Origin of the sequence: Microcoleus sp. K4-B3, assembly GCF_036704615.1 — a bacterium.
Lineage (GTDB): Bacteria > Cyanobacteriota > Cyanobacteriia > Cyanobacteriales > Microcoleaceae > Microcoleus.
The window spans coordinates 12,025-27,781 of the sequence record NZ_JAUBSF010000089.1 but is presented as its reverse complement, the minus strand read 5'-3'; the positions used below and the strand labels follow the sequence as shown (position 1 = coordinate 27,781).

The following is a 15,757-nucleotide window of genomic DNA, read 5'->3' as shown; positions in this document are numbered from 1 at the left end:
TTGACTAAATGGTTCGTTGAAATCTTTTGTCGAAGTGAGTGAAATTTTGGATCATTTTTTCGTTGGAACACTCTAAGAGCGGGAATGTCCCTTTCTTCTGGTTTGCAACCTTGCCAGATATTTTTCCTAAAAATGCAGCGGTTGTAGATTTTGCAGGAGATTTACATTTCTGGATTGCTTATACTTTCCTGGCCTTTATTGTACTGCACGCGATCGACCAACGAAAATATGTGCGATCGCTTTGGAGACGAGCAACCCAAGCCCTAAAAAAATCATCGCTCAGTTAACCTTAATCCGTCCTGGAATCTATAACGTATTTATGTCATTTCTCACTCTTGAGCGTTAGCTTTCGCCATCAGACGGAAAGCAATCGCAGCCTCTGTTTTTCATGGGTTCTGCGTCTAGAACTGTTAGATTGAGTTGATAACCTGTACCGCATTTAAATTGTATATTTTAATGCTGTATCAAAATTCATCCAATCCTCTCCCCCGCATCCACTCAACGCGCCACTTCCCGCATATACTCCCCCCACAACTGAGCGGCATTTGCACTACCTCCCCCAGTCGGAGAATTATCATCATTTCCCAACCAAACTCCTGTCACGAGTTGCTGACTCGGAATATAACCGACAAACCACAAATCTCTATTATCATTAGTCGTGCCTGTTTTTCCAGCTTCTCCCAACCCCAAAGCAGCACTGCTACCCGTACCTCCCCGCACAACACCTTGCAGCATATCTGTCATCGTATCCGCTACCCCTTCAGAAACTAACTGCCGATTGGCAATGCCATCTTTTTGATAGTCATAAATCACCCGACAACTGTTAAAATTATTTCGATCTTTGCAATCGCTGCTGTCAATAATTCGCTTGATTACGTGGGGGCGATTGCCCAAACCCCGGTTCGCCAAAACCCCGAACGCACCAGTTAATTGCAATACGTTAACTTCACTTTCACCTAATACTAAACCTGGGTTAGAACGCAGTTCAGATGTAATCCCCAAACGCCTCGCCATTTGCACTACATTGTCTAAGCCGACATCTTGTGCTACTCTCAAAGCAATTGCATTTTCCGACTGTGCTAAACCCCGATACATATCCGCACTGCCGCTGGTTCTTTCGCAGCCGCTGTAACTTTGTCCCCCCCAGGAAAGCGGCTCGCAAGAATAAGTTTTATCGGCTGAGATTCCATGTTCTAGGGCGGCTGCATAGGTAAAAATCTTAAATGTAGAACCGGGCTGTCTCAAAGCTTGGGTAGCCCGATTGAACTGACTTTTCAAGTAATCTACGCCCCCAACTAAAGCTAAGACTTCTCCGGTTGCAGTATTGAGAGTTACCACGGCTCCTTGAGAAAAACCTGCACTGGCTCCGGCATTTTCTACAGCATTTTTGAGGGAAGCTTCAGCCACTTTTTGCAGGCCGGGATTCAAACCTGTTTCTACAATAAAATTGCCTTCTCTGGCTAACTGCTCCCCCAGCAAAAACTCCAATTCGTCAAATACATAACTGTAGAAATAAGGAGCGATCGTACTTTGCAGAAATTCGCGAGCTTTCGGATTGATCTCAATTCGCGATCGCCTCGCGCGATCGGCTTCTTCCTGAGAAACCGTCCCCAGTGCCCGCATCCGTTCGATTACTCGATCGCGGTACTGCACCGCTAACTGATAATTTTGAATCGGATTAAAACTGTTGGGCGCAGGCAAAATGCCCGCCAAAGTCGCCGCCTCCGACAAAGTTAAATCTTTCGCCGACTTGCCAAAATAAAACCGAGACGCATCTTCAAAACCGTAAAGGTCAATTCCCAAAAACACGCGATTTAAATAAGTCAGCAATAGCTCGTCTTTGCTGTAATAATTCTCCAGTTTAAAAGCCACTACAGCTTCCCGTAACTTGCGTCCCGCCGAATCTTGAGTTCCCACATAATCTCGAAACAAACTCCTCGCCAACTGCTGCGTCAGAGTGCTACCACCTTCACGAATTCCGCCCCCGCGAACATTAGTTAAAAGTGCTCGCAAAACGCCCAGCGGATCTACCCCCAAATGCCAATTGTAGCGGCTGTCTTCCGAAGCAAGTACCGCCTTGGATAAATAAGGCGAAAAATCCTGCAATTTTTTTAATTCTAAGTGAGCGTTATTCTGAGGAGGACGCAGCGGAGTTTGCCCGTCGCGGGCGTAAACAATCACGGGGCCATTGATACTTCTCGGTAGAGGCCGCACGTGAAACTTGGTCGATTCCATACCTACCAACACCGCAATCAAGGCGGTAATTCCGCTAACGCCGTAAAAGCTGTAACGCACAAGTTCCAAATACCAAGGCGGCGGATCTACGTACTGAACTCTGACAGCGGCGGCTAGTTCCGGCGGGCCTAAAGTGAACACGTCTCCGTGACGCAGCGACATACTTTTAATTCGCCTTTTGCCGCTGTAAATGCCGTTGGTGGAGTCTTCATCTTTGATGACAAAAGGAGTCCGCCGCCGAGTATCCCGCGACAGGGATAAGTGGACGTGACTGACAACGGGATTGCGAACTACAATATCTGAAGATTTGGACGATCGACCTAACAAATATCGATCGCCCAACAGCGGATAAACCTCAGCTTTAGCTGCACCCGCATCCTGTACCCACAGTTCGGGTACTTTGGCGTTCGGTTTCAGCGCTAGCTGGTTAAAATTAACCTTGGCAATAGTCTGGACTGCTTGGGTAATCGCACCCAAGACGGTTTGAGGTTTGCGGGGCGGCTGCGGTGGGGTCATATTTCGCTGTGCACTACGATCGAGCGATCGGCTCTTGCACCATTCTACTCGCAACTTTTGGCTAATTTCAGGATCTGTCCACACTCTTGAGGCGATAGTCGGCTAGTGGCGATCGATTTTGGGGTTATTGGTGAACCTGCCCGGAATCCGTTAATTGAGCGAATCTTCACCCAACCACAAAAAATCTCGCTCTTACCAGAGAATTAAATTATCATAAACTTGCCGAAAAATTAACACTTTCGATAACATTTATCCCAGATTTACCAATAAACTTCGCATAATTAAAACCCCCCTTTTTCAAGGGGGGTTAAAGGCCGAAAATCAGCTTAGTTCTCCTTACAGCGAAGAACCCAAACCGGCATAAGCACCGTAGAAGAAAAGAGCCAAAATGCTCAGAACACCGAGACCCGCGACAGTAGCTACCAGCCACAAAGGAATTCTGCCACTTTCACTAAACATAGCCATCACCTCACTCATTCACAGCTAAACAAATTAGATCGAACTATCGAAATCCAACTCTGACACCAGTTAATTAAAGAAATAACTGGAAAACAAAATACCCAGAGTAAAAATCAGCAACAAACCCAAATAAAGAGAAGTCCGGTTTAACTCAACAGGCTGCTCGTTGGGATTAGGAACGCGCTCAGGCATTGTAAACTCCTATCGTTGAATAAATTGCATTGCTGCGATCGCGCCCAAAAAGAAAATTGTTGGGACACCTAAAGTATGAACGGCCAACCACCGCACCGTAAAAATCGGATACGAAATTGGCTCATTGTTGGGGGTTCTGCTCGTCATTTTTCCAAATCCTTGTTAAATTACTTGGCAATGAACTGATCTACTTGTTTTTTAGCTTCAAAGCGATCCGAGATAATCGGCACTTCTTCCCGCTGCGGTGTGAAATACTGGTTAGGGCGAGGAGTTCCGAAAGCATCGTAAGCCAAACCCGTTTGCACAAACAGCCATCCAGCAATAAACAAAGCCGGAATGGTGATGCTGTGAATTACCCAATAACGGATACTTGTAATAATGTCCCCAAACGGACGTTCTCCAGTTGTACCAGCCATTTAGAATCCTCCTTTCAACAACAAATTGACAGACAATCTCTATTACTATTCTACTATCAAGCAGCTTGCGCTGAACCTTGATATTTAAGTAGAGTACCGCTCGCGCCGATCACAAATCCGCGATCGGGGCCCATAAAGACAATCCTGTAAAAATTAGCGGGAACATCTTCAACTTCGCGGTCTTTTTGCCAAGTTTTCCCGCCGTCCAAACTGCACAGCAAATTGCCGCCGCCGCCGGCTACCCAAACTTCATTATCAGTCCGGTAAGCCATGTCCAGCAAACCCCAACTCGCCTTGCGATCGGGAAAAAACGGTTTTCCCCAACCTTCAGCACTTTCCGGGTCGCTAAACTGAATCTGACCGCCGCGGGCGAGCATCCACAAACGCCCGTCCTTGGTAAAGCCCATATTTTGCAGGCGGCGAGAACTGTTGCGGTTGTGAGGTTCCCAAGCTTCTTGTCCGGGTTTCCACACCGAGTAGAAATTGCCCTTCGAGGAAACCGCAACATACTGCCCGTCTTCAGAACGGTTGATATTGCGAACTACCCCAAAAGAATCCTGCACGACAGCTTTCCAATTTTTGCCGCCGTCAGAAGTCCGGTAAATCGCCCCGACATCGGTGGTCATCTCGGCGGAATTCGGGCCCAAAGCCGCGATCGTACTCGGAGAACCCGGCAACTGACTGCTCAAAGCAATCCGCGTCCAAGACTTCCCCTCATCGTTCGTGTGGAGCAAAACAGAAGGCTGGCCGACAATCCAGCCTTCTGAACCCGAAAAACTCACCGACGCAAAACGCGACCTCGGATCGTCGATATCCAGTGCTATAGACTTCCAGCTAGTGCCACCGTCCGAGGTTTCGAGCAGAGTTGCCTCCGAACCCACAACCCAGCCGTGCTGAGGATTGCCCGTAAAGGCAATATCCTGCAAATTAGCTTTCGTCGGCAAAGAAATCACTTGCCAGGGGTTGTAACTCACAGAACCGATGGTGCTGCAACTCGTACAGATGAGCGCAGCGGCCAATAACATTACAATTCGTTGCCAAAATCTCACAATCGTCTTACTGCAAACCATACATACTAAGTAACAACAAGAAACCAACGACCAAGCCGCCAAAAATCAGCAAACTTTTCTGACCTTCGGTCATGCCGTTGACACCGACACCGTAGCGCTGATTTGCCTTAAATCCCGATACCCCTTCCATCTGACCGAGATTTTGAAACGCCGACTTGCGCGCTGCGCAAACGGGACAGACCCAAGTTTGGGGCAAATCTTCAAAAGCCGTGCCCGGGGCAATGTCAATTTTAGGATCGCCCTTTTTCGGATCGTAGACGTAGCCGCAGGCGCGGCACTCGTGCCGATCGAGGGTTTTGGTTTCAGTAGCTCGATCGCTCATAAAATCTCTAGGAGTGTGGAAACCGCGTACCTTGATAGTCACGTATGAAACAGGACGCTGAATAAATTCAGAGCCCCCGAAAGGGGTTGGATAAGTAGAGGAGTAGTGCTTATCCATTTCCCTGTATGCCGGGAAGCGCCTTGCTACTCCAGTAATGTTAGCTTCGCCAATGTTATCGGTCGGTACTTTCCCAGAGACACTTCCTTAACCCATTACAGATGTTTAATCCCTAGGTTACAGAGCAAGGAACTAGCTACGCATTCCTTGGTGTGAACTTGAACTCTTGCCGATAACGTAGCCCCGAAAGGGGACTGAGGCTGGTCAACTTGGGGCTTCAGTTTTTAGGCTAGAAGCCCGCGACTTGCCGTCGGGGGTCGTTGACAGCTCCAAAAGAGTAGGTAAGCTAATCTTAAAATATACATTAAAAATTATTGCAGAACATGGACGATTAATCTCAACCAACTCGTAATTTTAGCTACCCAAAATCTATATAATGTAACAGACAAGTTACAGAACCCTTTCACCGAGGCAGTAATTATTCACCGTGTTTGCACTCAGCGGCTACGAGTATTTCTTAGGCTTCCTGTTAATTTCCAGCCTAGTCCCTATCCTCGCCCTCACGGCGTCTAAGGTACTGCGGCCCAAAAGTCGTCCCTACGACCGACGCACTACCTACGAATCTGGCGTCGAGCCGATCGGCGGAGCCTGGATTCAGTTCAACATCCGATATTATATGTTCGCCCTAGTCTTCGTCATCTTCGACGTAGAGACCGTCTTCCTCTATCCTTGGGCGGTTGCTTTCAACCAGCTAGGACTTTTGGCTTTCATTGAAGCCTTGTTTTTTATCACGATCCTCGTTATTGCTCTTGTCTATGCATGGCGCAAAGGAGCCTTGGAATGGTCTTAAGTTCTGACAAATCACAAAAACCTCTAATTGTCAATCCCGCTATTCGCCCTGAAGTCACATCCGAATTATCAGAGAATGTCATCCTGACAACAGTGGATGACCTCTACAATTGGGCGAGACTTTCGAGCCTGTGGCCGCTGCTTTACGGTACTGCTTGCTGCTTCATCGAATTTGCAGCTTTGATCGGTTCGCGCTTTGACTTCGACAGATTCGGCTTAGTACCGCGATCGAGTCCCCGACAAGCCGACCTGATCATCACCGCCGGTACAATTACCATGAAGTACGCCCCCATCTTGGTGCGGCTGTACGAACAAATGCCCGAACCCAAATACGTGATCGCGATGGGCGCCTGCACGATCACCGGCGGAATGTTCAGCGTAGACTCCCCCACAGCAGTCAGAGGCGTTGACAAACTGATTCCCGTAGACGTGTACATACCAGGCTGCCCCCCCCGCCCAGAAGCGATTATTGATGCAATTATCAAACTGCGGAAAAAAATCGCCAACGATTCGATGCAAGAACGCGGCAACTTGCAGCCCACGCACCGCTACTACACCAGACCCCACAAAATGAAAGTAGTAGACGACATTTTGGACGGCAAATACTTGTCAGTTCCGGGTCGGATGGCGCCGCCGAAAGAATTGACCGAAGCAATGGGAATGCCAGTACCGCCGGCCCTGCTTGCAGGACAAAAACAGGAGGTAAACCGTGGCTGAGACAGAATCTGCAATTGTTGAAGCCGGGAAGGTTTCCCAGTGGTTGACTCAAAATGGCTTTGAACACGAAGCTTTAGCGGCCGATAATTTGGGCGTGGAGATATTAAAGGTCGATCGAGACTTCTTAATTCCGATGTCAACAGCACTGTATGCCTACGGGTTTAATTATATGCAGTGCCAGTGCGCCTACGACCAAGGCCCTGGACAAGATTTAGTCAGCGTTTACCACTTGGCTAAGCTGACAGATAATGCTTCTAAGCCTGAAGAAGTCCGCGTCAAAGTATTCATTCCCCGCGAAGATCCGAGAGTACCATCAGTCTACTGGATTTGGAAAGCAGCCGACTTTCAAGAGCGGGAATCCTACGATATGTACGGCATAGTCTACGAAGGACATCCGAATCTGAAACGGATTTTGATGAACGAAGATTGGGTAGGCTGGCCGCTGCGGAAAGATTACATTTCCCCTGATTTCTACGAATTGCAAGACGCTTATTAACAGAGTTTTGCGAGGGCGGGTTTAGAGCATAAAATTTGACTTTTGGAGTTAAGTTTTATGCGAAACTCGCCCTCTGTTTTTTTAATTAACTGGTTCCTAGGCTCTGCCTGGGAACCGATCTCTAGAGGCTCTGCCTCGTTTTAGGAGTAAAATATTGAATAATAACTTCTTTTTACATACTACATCACCAATTTCGAGATAAACTAAGGGCTGCTTATTCCTATCAGCTTTTCTATGCTCATTCCAAATGCAAAGAATGCAGTTGTTGATATTCGTAAACTTCGTGACTACTGCCTCAATCCAGAACACGACGATGGCAAACACAAAGCGCGACTTTTTTCGTCAATTCTTGGGATGACGGCTGACAATGCTGAGGAATTGCGCCAAATTTTGCTTGAAATCATTCAAACTGACGAAGCTCAGTTAGGGAGGCGGGATGGGTTCGGGCAACGCTACATTTTAGATTTCACGATTGAATGGCAAAATAGAAGTGCAACCCTTCGGAGTGGCTGGATTATTGAGCATGATTCCGAGATTCCGAGATTAACAACCTGCTATCCTCTGTAGTGCGTGGAGGTAATAAGAGTGACAAAGAATACGATTAAATTACTAGATGTCGTTGCCTTGACAGTTGACATTCCTGAATACAATCTGTGGCGCGGGCAAGTTGGGACAGTTGTTGAACTGTTGGCTGATGGTGCAGCGTTTGAGGTGGAATTTAGCGATCGCAACGGACGCACTTATGAATCTGTCGGGCTGCATCCAGAGCAAATCATGGTGTTGTATTTTGAGCCAGCATCACCTGATATCAAACCCGAAATGGTTACAGCATAAGCGGCACAATAACTTGCGGAATTTATAAAAAATTGAATTTCAGGTTGAGAAGTGAAATAGCTAATAAACCTGCGATCTTTAATGATACCGTTTAATGGGTCAGCAAATTAAATAATCTGGTGGTTCATCAAAATGACGACTCTGACCGCAGAAATCCTTTGTTCTGAGGCGGCAATATTTTCAGCAGCCGAGTCTCAACACCCAGAACCTCTGCTTTACGGCATCACAGACGGAAAGGCTGTTGGGACATATTTGGAGCAAAAGTTCAGACTCTATCTCAAGCAGCGATATGAATTTATAGATGGTAATTCAGCAAGCGGTATCGATTTCCCAGGAATATTAGTTGACGTGAAGGTAACAAACGTTAGGCAACCGCAGTCGTCATGTCCTTTCAAATCTGCAAGGCAAAAGATTTTTGGGCTGGGATATTCACTGATTATCTTTGTTTACGAAAAGACAGACAACAGTACGATCCGAACTGCAACGCTGAATATTTTGCATACAATTTACGTGAGTGCCGAAAGAACAGCAGATTTTCAAATGACCCGTGGAATTCGGAATATTTTAGACAATGAAGGCAATAAAGATGATTTGCTTGCTTTCATGTTTGACAAAAATTTACCTGTGGACGAAATTGAGGCAGCTAACATTGCCGACGAAATACTGAGAAACCCACCCTTGCAAGGTTTTTTGACCATTTCTAATGCGTTGCAATGGCGACTTCAGTATGGAAGAGTCATTGAGCGTGCCGGACAACAGGAAGGCGTTATAGCAGTTTATCAATCTAACCGATGAGTTCCAACGATCGCAAAACCAAACTAGAATACGGCGATTTTCAGACACCGCTGGCATTAGCAGAGATGGTGTGCCGGAAATTGATAGAACTTGATGTTAACCCCAAAGTCATCATTGAGCCAACTTGCGGGATAGGTAATTTCATTAAAGCTGCTGCAAATTCTTTTCCATCGGCCAGCAAGATTATCGGGGTTGAAATCAATCAAAGTTATTTAAGAGAATTAAGAGCTAAGCATGAATTGTTACAGGATGAAAGATGTGAGGTTCAGCACGGAGATTTTTTTGAGTTTGACTGGACATCCTTAATCAACCACTTTAATCATAGGGTGCTGGTACTGGGCAACTTTCCTTGGGTAACAAACTCACAACAAGGAACTATTGGCAGTGAAAACTTGCCGAAAAAAAGTAATTTTCAAAGCCACATCGGCTTAGATGCACTCACAGGTAAGAGTAACTTCGATATCTCAGAATGGATGCTGATTCAGGCGGTGCAATGGCTGCAAAAGCGGGATGCGGATCTGGCAATGCTTTGCAAGACTTCGACTGCCAGAAAGTTATTGAGTTACATTAATTCAAAAAAACTTAATCTCGCTAGCTGTGCAACTTACACAATAGATGCTAAAAAGTATTTTGATGCAAATGTGGATGCCTGTTTGTTATACTGCAAGTTTGACTCAAGCTCACAAAACTACTTCTGCGATGTATTTAGCAGTTTAGAAAGTTCTGACGGCTATCGAATCGGATATCACAACAATCTCCTGGTTAAAGATATAGATTCTTTCAATAAATTGAGTAATTTATATGCTGTAAATTCAGGAACGAAATGGCGATCTGGCGTCAAGCACGACTGTTCTGGCGTGATGGAGTTTCGGAAAATTGATAATTTGTTTGTCAATGGATTTGGGGAAGCTGTCGATCTTGAGGAAACTTATCTATTTCCGCTATTTAAAGGATCTGATGTTGCTCAAAATCGCATTAATGCTACCGATCGATATATCTTAGTTACTCAAAAATTTATCGGTGAATCAACCGAAAATATTAAAACTATAGCTCCTAAAACCGGACGTTATCTAGAGAGGTGCGGGCAATATCTAGATAATCGCAAAAGCAAAATTTATCAAAATAACCCTCGATTTTCGATTTTTGGAGTAGGCGATTATAGCTTCCAACCTTGGAAAATTGCGATTTGCGGGCTTTATAAAAAATTGGATTTTAGGTTGATAGGTGAAATAGCTAATAAACCTGCGATCTTCGATGATACTGTTTATTTTCTCAGTTTTGATAGCGAGAGAGTTGCACGTAAAAGTTTTGAACTTTTGAATTCACCGACAGCAATTAACTTTTATTCGTCGATCGTATTTTGGGATGAAAAGCGCCCGATTAAATCCAGCATTTTAAATTGTCTGAATCTAGCACTACTGGCAGATTTGGAATTTTTAACCGCAGATGCACGCAGATAAACGCAGATAGATAGAGATATAATTTATATTATCGGTAATTCTGAAAACCTATGACTCAAGCTTTACCTAAGCTCGTAAACTTCGAGGAATTTGTGGAGTGGCTGCCTGAAAATTCGGCGGTACGCTACGAACTGCATAATGGAGATATTGTTGAGATGGCACAACCAGTAGGCGAACATGAGGAAGTTATAAGCTTTCTTGCAGTCGAAATTCCTTTTGAAATCAAACGTCTGGGATTGCCCTACGGTATCCCCCGCCAAGTGATCGTTAGGCCTCCTGAAAAAGATTCTGGTTATTTCCCTGATTTGTTGGTGTTGAATCGTGCTAATCTAGCGAACGAAACATTGTGGCAAAAACAATCTATCCTCAGTTTGGGTACATCGATACCTTTGGTAATTGAGGTTGTGTCAACCAATTGGCGCGATGATTACTATTTGAAATATGCTGATTATGAGGAGATGGGTATCCCTGAATATTGGATTGTAGATTATGCTGCGTTGGGCGGGCGTAATTTTATTGGCAATCCCAAACAACCGACTATTTCTGTCTGTAACTTGGTTGATGGTGAATATCAAATCCTCAAGTTTCGAGAGAACGATCGGATTGTGTCGCAAACTTTTCCCGATTTAAACCTCACAGCAAACCAGATTTTTCAAGCTGGTTTAGTATAAGCTGATAAGTTGTATATTAGAAATTTGCAACCGCAGATGCACGCAGATAAACGCGGATGAGTAGAGTTAGATATCGATCGTTTCAGGGAGATTGTAGGCTGCTATTTTTGACCGAATACGTAAAAAGTGGTGATATCGTTCCAAATTCCTTGTTCGGTTTCCAATCCTTCTAATTCTGCCTCAAATTCTGCCTGGGCTTGTGCTAATTGCTCAGTTGAAAGTGTTGATAACGGCGGCGGATATTGTCCGGGGGCGGGATGGGAATTTCCGGCCCACATTGCTTTTGCTTTTTCCAAACTGATATAGCTGCCGTCTTGCTCAATCTTAATTTCTATTTCCTCAAATCCTGCTTGTTCGAGCAATCTGTGGCACTTTTCAACGGTGCCTGTGGGTTTGCTCATATTGAATGAAATGCCGTATTTTTCGGCTACTTTCTGCGTCACAACTCCGCCCACAAAAGCCGTGTCGGCGAAGGCATGAATGCCGAGGATTCCCCCTGGTTTGAGAAATGTGTGCCAGTGAGTGAGTGCTGCGTGCAGATCCGACATCCAAATGAAGGCTGAAGAGCAAAAAATGCGATCGCAACTATTACCTAGAAAGTCGAGATTTTCGGCATCCGCCAGCAAAAATTCTGTATTGTTGAGATTTAATTCTAGAGCTTTGTTTCTGGCTACATCGAGCATTCCAGCCGAAATATCTACGCCAATAACCCGACCTTCAGAACCGACAATTTGAGCGGCTGCGATCGCCACATGACCCGTTCCCGTTGCTATGTCTAAAACCTGCTGACCGGAACTAACTTGCCCGTATTCAACGAGACGCTGAGCAATCTGCAAATGCCAATCGCTATTGTCATAGGTTTGACTTCTGCGGGTGTACAAATCTGCGATTTCTTGCTTGTATTTGTCTAACTTAGGTTGGTTGTTCATCAATGTTTTCTCAGTAGAAATTCACAGGCGAGACGCCTGTACCACCTCTAGGGTGCTTATGGCGCACAGAGAGGCTGTTCAATCATTCCGCAAGGCTGCGATCGGATCTAAGCGAGCCGCATTCCGAGCCGGCAATACTCCAGCTAACAACCCGACGGTAAAAGATAGCCCAAAACCTGCTGTAATCGACCATACAGAAACCACAAACGGAAACTTAAATGCTGTCGAGGCCCCAAAGGCGATCGCAACTCCCAACCCAATACCCGCCGTTCCCCCCACCGTGGAAACTAAAATAGATTCCGCCATGAATTGAATGAGAATTGCTGCATTAGTAGCGCCTACCGCTTTGCGAATCCCGATTTCCTTAGTGCGTTCCACAACAGACACCAACATAATATTAGCAATACCGATGCCGCCAACCACCAAAGAAATTCCGGCGATCGCTCCCACCATCACCGTAAATAAACCTATCACATTGCTGAAAGTATTAACTATCTCAGCTTGATTGACAACTCGAAAATCATCCGGTTGTGGCGGATAAATATTGTGGCGCAAGCGCATGATATTTTCTACTTGAAATTGAGCATCCGCTAAATCCGCTTCGCCCGCAGTTTCCAACCAAAAACCAGAGATTGCAATCCCCGCTAAAGAATTTCTTCCCACAATCCGCGAAGACATATTTTTGAGGGGAATATACACTCGATCGTCCTGATCGGTTCCCCCTACAGACCCCTTGCTTTCCATCACTCCAATGACCTTGTAGCGGTTGCCCTGAATGCGAATATCGGAGGATAGCGCATTAGCTCCGGCTCCAAAAAGTTCGTCCCGCACCTTAGAACCGAGGACAACTACTGGCTCAGCAGCATTCAATTCATCCTCGTTAAAAAACCGTCCTTGTTGAGGTTGAATGTTCTTCACGTCGGGATAATTTAAATCCGTTCCCAAAATAGCAGTAAATGAATTTTGTCCGCCATAAACGACTTGCACTTGGCGCTGCAAATAAGCCGAAATCGCCTTAACTGCAGGAGCTTGTTTGCCGATCGCCTTAGCGTCATCCCAAGTAAGGGTAGTAGCAGAACCGCTTCCCTGACTGACACCGCCGGATCGCGCAGCGCCGGATAATACCAACAGCACATTTGTACCCAAAGCCTTTAACTGTTCTTCAGTTGATTTTTGTACTCCCTGTCCCACCGAAGTAATGGCAATTACCGAAGATATCCCAATAATTACGCCCAGCATAGTTAAACTGGTACGCAATTTGTTATTCCACAGCGCCTCTGTCGCCATGAAAGCGATTTGAACGTTAGAGATTTTCTTAATAACTGGGCGAGTCTGTAATTTCATGTTATTGGTTATTGGGCATTGGGCATTGGGCATTGGGCATTGGGCATCGGGCAATTAAAACTTTCTTTCTTCTTCCTTCAATATCTGATCTCGTTTACGGTTGTTTCTGAATGATTAAACCGCAGAGGGCGCAGAGGGCGCAGAGTCCGAGAACAGAGAGAGCCATAATTCTGATACCAATGGATTTGATATGACTCACACTCAATAATTAATCCGTGTATCCGTGTCAAAATCCGTGTAGTGCTTTTCTTCTTCCTTCCCACTAACGCAAGCGCGTTCCGCCACCCGGTTGCAAACCCGGAATTCCACCCGATGGATTTTGGGATCTAGGTCGCAATCCGGGGGGGAAACTAAGCAGCACTTTTTCATTTCCTTTCAAACCCGATCGCACTTCCGTCTTGTCATCCACCGTCATACCAGTCTTAATCGGCATAAAAGCAGGTTTGCCATCTTCTCCACCGGGAACATAAACCCCCGTTTCCTTTTGTTGGCGGACAATTGCCGCAGTCGGGACTACCAAAACATTTTTGAGTTCACCGGCCTTAAACTCCACATTCACATTCATTCCCGATCGCAGCATTTGTTTATCATCATTAATAATTGCCGCTTTTACCTCAAAACTTGTCACATTTTGCAGGACGATCGACTGAGGCGAAATTTGACTGATTTTACCTGCAAAAGTCTTTCCCGCAAAAGCATCGGCTTGAATAGACGCAGCCTGACCGATCTTAATCTGAGAAATATTAGTTTCTGCGACGTTTGCTACTAATTGATTTTTTGAAGCTAAGGACAAAATCGAAGAAGAAGTCGCCGAAGAAACCGCACTACCTGCCGTCGTGGGAGTCACAAAAGCGCCCGGATCGGCGTACTTGCGGGTGACAGTGCCGGTGAAAGGAGCCCGCAGCACAGTGTCGCCGATCAGCGCTTGAACGCTTTGCAGGCTGCCTCTAGCGGCGAGAACTTGGGCGCGGGCTTGGGCGATGTCTTCGGGGCGGGAACCGGCTTCTAGCAGCGCCAAAGCTTGCTGTTTTTGCTCGACGGCGGCCTGGCCTGCAGCGATTTCTTCGGGGCGTGCGCCCGATCGCGCCAGGGCCAAAGCTTGCCGTTTTTGCTCCACAGCAGCCCGCCCGGCAGCGATTTCTTCGGGGCGTGCGCCCGATCGCGCCAGGGTCAAAGCTTGCCGTTTTTGCTCGACAGCAGCCCGCGCAGAAGCGATTTCTTCGGGGCGAGTACCCGCTTGCAGCAAAGCTACAGCTTGTTCGGCTTGCCTGACTTGCGTTTGAGCTCGATCGCGCGCGGTGCGGGAGTTGTTCGCAACTTGCAAAGCAATGGCTCCGGCATTATAGAGTTCCTGATTTCTCTGAAAGTCTTCCTCTGCTTGGTTTTTGGCGTATTCGGCATCTCGGAGTTTGGCGATCGCTTGGGCGATGTCTTCAGGCCGATTGCCCTTGAGCAATTTTTGTAAATTAGCCTCTTGTTCAGCTAGTTGTGCCTCAGCTACGGCAATATCCTGGCTTCGATTGCCGTTGAGCAATTTTTGTAAATTAGCCTCTTGTTCAGCTAGTTGTGCCTCAGCTACGGCAATGTCTTGGGTTCGATTGCCGTTGAGCAATTTTTCCAGACTTGCCTGTTGTTCTGCTAACACCGCCTTAGCCACAGCAATGTCCTGGGTTCGAGTGCCGTTGACCAATTTTTCCAGGTTTGCTTCGGCGGCTGCGAGTTGTCCGCGAGTTTGGGTAAGTTGCCCTTGGAGGTTGGAGTCGTCCATGTAGGCGAGAATCTGCCCTTTTTCAACCTTATCTCCTTCCTTGACAAGCAAACTTTTGAGCATTCCTGAAGTTTTGGGGCTGACGTTAACGGAACGTTCGGGCACAATTGTGCCGTTTGCCGAAATTGTAATCGGCAGGTTCACCTTTTCGACAGCAACGGTTTTTTCCTTGCGTCTGGTTTCGCGACTGGATTTGACTGTGAGTTGGCTGTAAGCTGTGTAGCCTACTCCTGCAAGCAGGGAAGCGGCGAGGAGTCCGCTAACCCACGGAGTCAGCTCTTTTTTAATCTGAAAATGCTTTACTAAGTACATATAAATTAGACTAATCGGGCGTCTGTTGAATTTAGACCGATCGGGAACACAAAAGGTTCAATTGAAGTCTGACTAGGTTTTTTCCCGTGTTTAATGCTTGCGGGCGATCGAGTTTAGATCCCAACATCGATCTCCAGTGCAGCATAAAACCTGTTGGGCCAAATGCGTGATAATGAATGAAGATAGTTTAATCTGGCATATCTAATCCTTCATGCAATTTGAGTGGGACGAAGCGAAAAACCTTGAAAACATCCGTAAACATCAAATTGATTTTGCCGATGTTCCCGCGATGTTTGATGGTGAAATGCTGATTGA

Annotated in this window: 19 protein-coding genes; 9 read left to right on the top strand and 10 right to left on the bottom strand. The window is 46.3% G+C overall.

The genetic code is table 11. The annotated features are described in order from the left end of the window. Positions 1–62: 62 nt before the first annotated feature. Entirely contained in the window at positions 63–287 is a 225-nt protein-coding gene (locus tag QUA78_RS26560; protein ID WP_333304148.1) for a hypothetical protein, read from the top strand. A gap of 211 nt (positions 288–498) precedes the next feature. Here QUA78_RS26560 and QUA78_RS26555 read toward each other — a convergent pair whose 3' ends face one another. The 7 genes from QUA78_RS26555 to QUA78_RS26525 form a co-directional block, all read right to left on the bottom strand. Beyond that, complete coding sequence (locus QUA78_RS26555; protein WP_333304150.1) at positions 499–2,751, bottom strand: transglycosylase domain-containing protein; 2,253 nt, start codon at positions 2,749–2,751, stop codon at positions 499–501. 336 nt (positions 2,752–3,087) lie between these two features. Further along, positions 3,088–3,210, bottom strand: coding sequence for a photosystem II reaction center protein J (locus tag QUA78_RS26550; protein ID WP_333304149.1), 123 nt, complete (start codon positions 3,208–3,210; stop codon positions 3,088–3,090). Between the two features lie 69 nt (positions 3,211–3,279). Next, on the bottom strand, positions 3,280–3,402 hold the full coding sequence (locus tag QUA78_RS26545) for a photosystem II reaction center protein L (protein WP_172190234.1): 123 nt from the start codon (positions 3,400–3,402) through the stop codon (positions 3,280–3,282). A 9-nt stretch (positions 3,403–3,411) separates the two neighbouring features. Beyond that, entirely contained in the window at positions 3,412–3,549 is a 138-nt protein-coding gene (gene psbF / locus QUA78_RS26540; RefSeq protein WP_006635504.1) for a cytochrome b559 subunit beta, read from the bottom strand. A 20-nt stretch (positions 3,550–3,569) separates the two neighbouring features. Then, on the bottom strand, positions 3,570–3,818 hold the full coding sequence (gene psbE, locus QUA78_RS26535; protein WP_006635503.1) for a cytochrome b559 subunit alpha: 249 nt from the start codon (positions 3,816–3,818) through the stop codon (positions 3,570–3,572). A gap of 56 nt (positions 3,819–3,874) precedes the next feature. Further along, positions 3,875–4,888 (bottom strand): photosynthesis system II assembly factor Ycf48, encoded by a 1,014-nt coding sequence (locus QUA78_RS26530; protein WP_333304147.1) that lies wholly within the window; start codon positions 4,886–4,888, stop codon positions 3,875–3,877. After that, positions 4,875–5,210 (bottom strand): rubredoxin, encoded by a 336-nt coding sequence (locus QUA78_RS26525; RefSeq protein WP_333133078.1) that lies wholly within the window; start codon positions 5,208–5,210, stop codon positions 4,875–4,877. Before QUA78_RS26525 ends, QUA78_RS26530 begins: the two co-directional genes overlap by 14 nt. Positions 5,211–5,754: 544 nt before the next feature. Here QUA78_RS26525 and ndhC point away from each other — a divergent pair. The 8 genes from ndhC (at position 5,755) to QUA78_RS26485 (ending at position 11,089) form a co-directional block, all read left to right on the top strand. Beyond that, positions 5,755–6,117, top strand: coding sequence for a photosynthetic/respiratory NAD(P)H-quinone oxidoreductase subunit C (gene ndhC / locus QUA78_RS26520; protein ID WP_006635500.1), 363 nt, complete (start codon positions 5,755–5,757; stop codon positions 6,115–6,117). Continuing rightward, positions 6,108–6,833, top strand: coding sequence for a photosynthetic/respiratory NAD(P)H-quinone oxidoreductase subunit K (gene ndhK / locus QUA78_RS26515; RefSeq protein WP_333304146.1), 726 nt, complete (start codon positions 6,108–6,110; stop codon positions 6,831–6,833). The genes ndhC and ndhK overlap by 10 nt, the downstream gene beginning before the upstream one ends. Then, positions 6,826–7,329: an NAD(P)H-quinone oxidoreductase subunit J gene (locus QUA78_RS26510; RefSeq protein WP_333242320.1), complete on the top strand. Its 504-nt coding sequence runs from the start codon at positions 6,826–6,828 to the stop codon at positions 7,327–7,329. Before ndhK ends, QUA78_RS26510 begins: the two co-directional genes overlap by 8 nt. Before the next feature lie 234 nt (positions 7,330–7,563). Beyond that, positions 7,564–7,896: a DUF6883 domain-containing protein gene (locus QUA78_RS26505; protein WP_333304145.1), complete on the top strand. Its 333-nt coding sequence runs from the start codon at positions 7,564–7,566 to the stop codon at positions 7,894–7,896. 18 nt (positions 7,897–7,914) lie between these two features. Further along, complete coding sequence (locus tag QUA78_RS26500) at positions 7,915–8,163, top strand: DUF4926 domain-containing protein (protein WP_333304144.1); 249 nt, start codon at positions 7,915–7,917, stop codon at positions 8,161–8,163. A gap of 132 nt (positions 8,164–8,295) precedes the next feature. Next, a complete protein-coding gene (locus QUA78_RS26495) occupies positions 8,296–8,958 on the top strand; it encodes a restriction endonuclease (RefSeq protein WP_333304143.1) in 663 nt (220 codons plus the stop codon). Then, complete coding sequence (locus tag QUA78_RS26490) at positions 8,955–10,418, top strand: class I SAM-dependent methyltransferase (RefSeq protein WP_333304142.1); 1,464 nt, start codon at positions 8,955–8,957, stop codon at positions 10,416–10,418. The genes QUA78_RS26495 and QUA78_RS26490 overlap by 4 nt, the downstream gene beginning before the upstream one ends. Before the next feature lie 50 nt (positions 10,419–10,468). Further along, a complete protein-coding gene (locus QUA78_RS26485) occupies positions 10,469–11,089 on the top strand; it encodes a Uma2 family endonuclease (protein WP_333304141.1) in 621 nt (206 codons plus the stop codon). 101 nt (positions 11,090–11,190) lie between these two features. Here the strand turns inward: QUA78_RS26485 and QUA78_RS26480 are convergent, their stop codons facing one another. From QUA78_RS26480 to QUA78_RS26470, 3 genes are all read right to left on the bottom strand, one after another. Continuing rightward, positions 11,191–12,018, bottom strand: coding sequence for a methyltransferase domain-containing protein (locus tag QUA78_RS26480; RefSeq protein ID WP_333304140.1), 828 nt, complete (start codon positions 12,016–12,018; stop codon positions 11,191–11,193). A 78-nt stretch (positions 12,019–12,096) separates the two neighbouring features. Continuing rightward, the gene (locus tag QUA78_RS26475) at positions 12,097–13,362 is read right to left on the bottom strand and encodes an ABC transporter permease (protein ID WP_333304139.1); all 1,266 of its coding nucleotides are present in this window, start codon (positions 13,360–13,362) and stop codon (positions 12,097–12,099) included. A gap of 262 nt (positions 13,363–13,624) precedes the next feature. Then, a complete protein-coding gene (locus QUA78_RS26470) occupies positions 13,625–15,442 on the bottom strand; it encodes an efflux RND transporter periplasmic adaptor subunit (RefSeq protein ID WP_333304138.1) in 1,818 nt (605 codons plus the stop codon). Between the last annotated feature and the right edge of the window lie 315 nt (positions 15,443–15,757).

What these genes read in the sequence shown, in the direction of transcription:
- QUA78_RS26555 (WP_333304150.1), bottom strand. Translation starts at nt 2,751, where the DNA reads ATGACCCCACCGCAGCCGCCCCGCAAACCTCAAACCGTCTTGGGTGCG.
- QUA78_RS26550 (WP_333304149.1), bottom strand. Translation starts at nt 3,210, where the DNA reads ATGTTTAGTGAAAGTGGCAGAATTCCTTTGTGGCTGGTAGCTACTGTC.
- QUA78_RS26545 (WP_172190234.1), bottom strand. Translation starts at nt 3,402, where the DNA reads ATGCCTGAGCGCGTTCCTAATCCCAACGAGCAGCCTGTTGAGTTAAAC.
- psbF (WP_006635504.1), bottom strand. Translation starts at nt 3,549, where the DNA reads ATGACGAGCAGAACCCCCAACAATGAGCCAATTTCGTATCCGATTTTT.
- psbE (WP_006635503.1), bottom strand. Translation starts at nt 3,818, where the DNA reads ATGGCTGGTACAACTGGAGAACGTCCGTTTGGGGACATTATTACAAGT.
- QUA78_RS26530 (WP_333304147.1), bottom strand. Translation starts at nt 4,888, where the DNA reads ATGGTTTGCAGTAAGACGATTGTGAGATTTTGGCAACGAATTGTAATG.
- QUA78_RS26525 (WP_333133078.1), bottom strand. Translation starts at nt 5,210, where the DNA reads ATGAGCGATCGAGCTACTGAAACCAAAACCCTCGATCGGCACGAGTGC.
- ndhK (WP_333304146.1), top strand. Translation starts at nt 6,108, where the DNA reads ATGGTCTTAAGTTCTGACAAATCACAAAAACCTCTAATTGTCAATCCC.
- QUA78_RS26505 (WP_333304145.1), top strand. Translation starts at nt 7,564, where the DNA reads ATGCTCATTCCAAATGCAAAGAATGCAGTTGTTGATATTCGTAAACTT.
- QUA78_RS26495 (WP_333304143.1), top strand. Translation starts at nt 8,296, where the DNA reads ATGACGACTCTGACCGCAGAAATCCTTTGTTCTGAGGCGGCAATATTT.
- QUA78_RS26490 (WP_333304142.1), top strand. Translation starts at nt 8,955, where the DNA reads ATGAGTTCCAACGATCGCAAAACCAAACTAGAATACGGCGATTTTCAG.
- QUA78_RS26485 (WP_333304141.1), top strand. Translation starts at nt 10,469, where the DNA reads ATGACTCAAGCTTTACCTAAGCTCGTAAACTTCGAGGAATTTGTGGAG.
- QUA78_RS26480 (WP_333304140.1), bottom strand. Translation starts at nt 12,018, where the DNA reads ATGAACAACCAACCTAAGTTAGACAAATACAAGCAAGAAATCGCAGAT.
- QUA78_RS26475 (WP_333304139.1), bottom strand. Translation starts at nt 13,362, where the DNA reads ATGAAATTACAGACTCGCCCAGTTATTAAGAAAATCTCTAACGTTCAA.
- QUA78_RS26470 (WP_333304138.1), bottom strand. Translation starts at nt 15,442, where the DNA reads ATGTACTTAGTAAAGCATTTTCAGATTAAAAAAGAGCTGACTCCGTGG.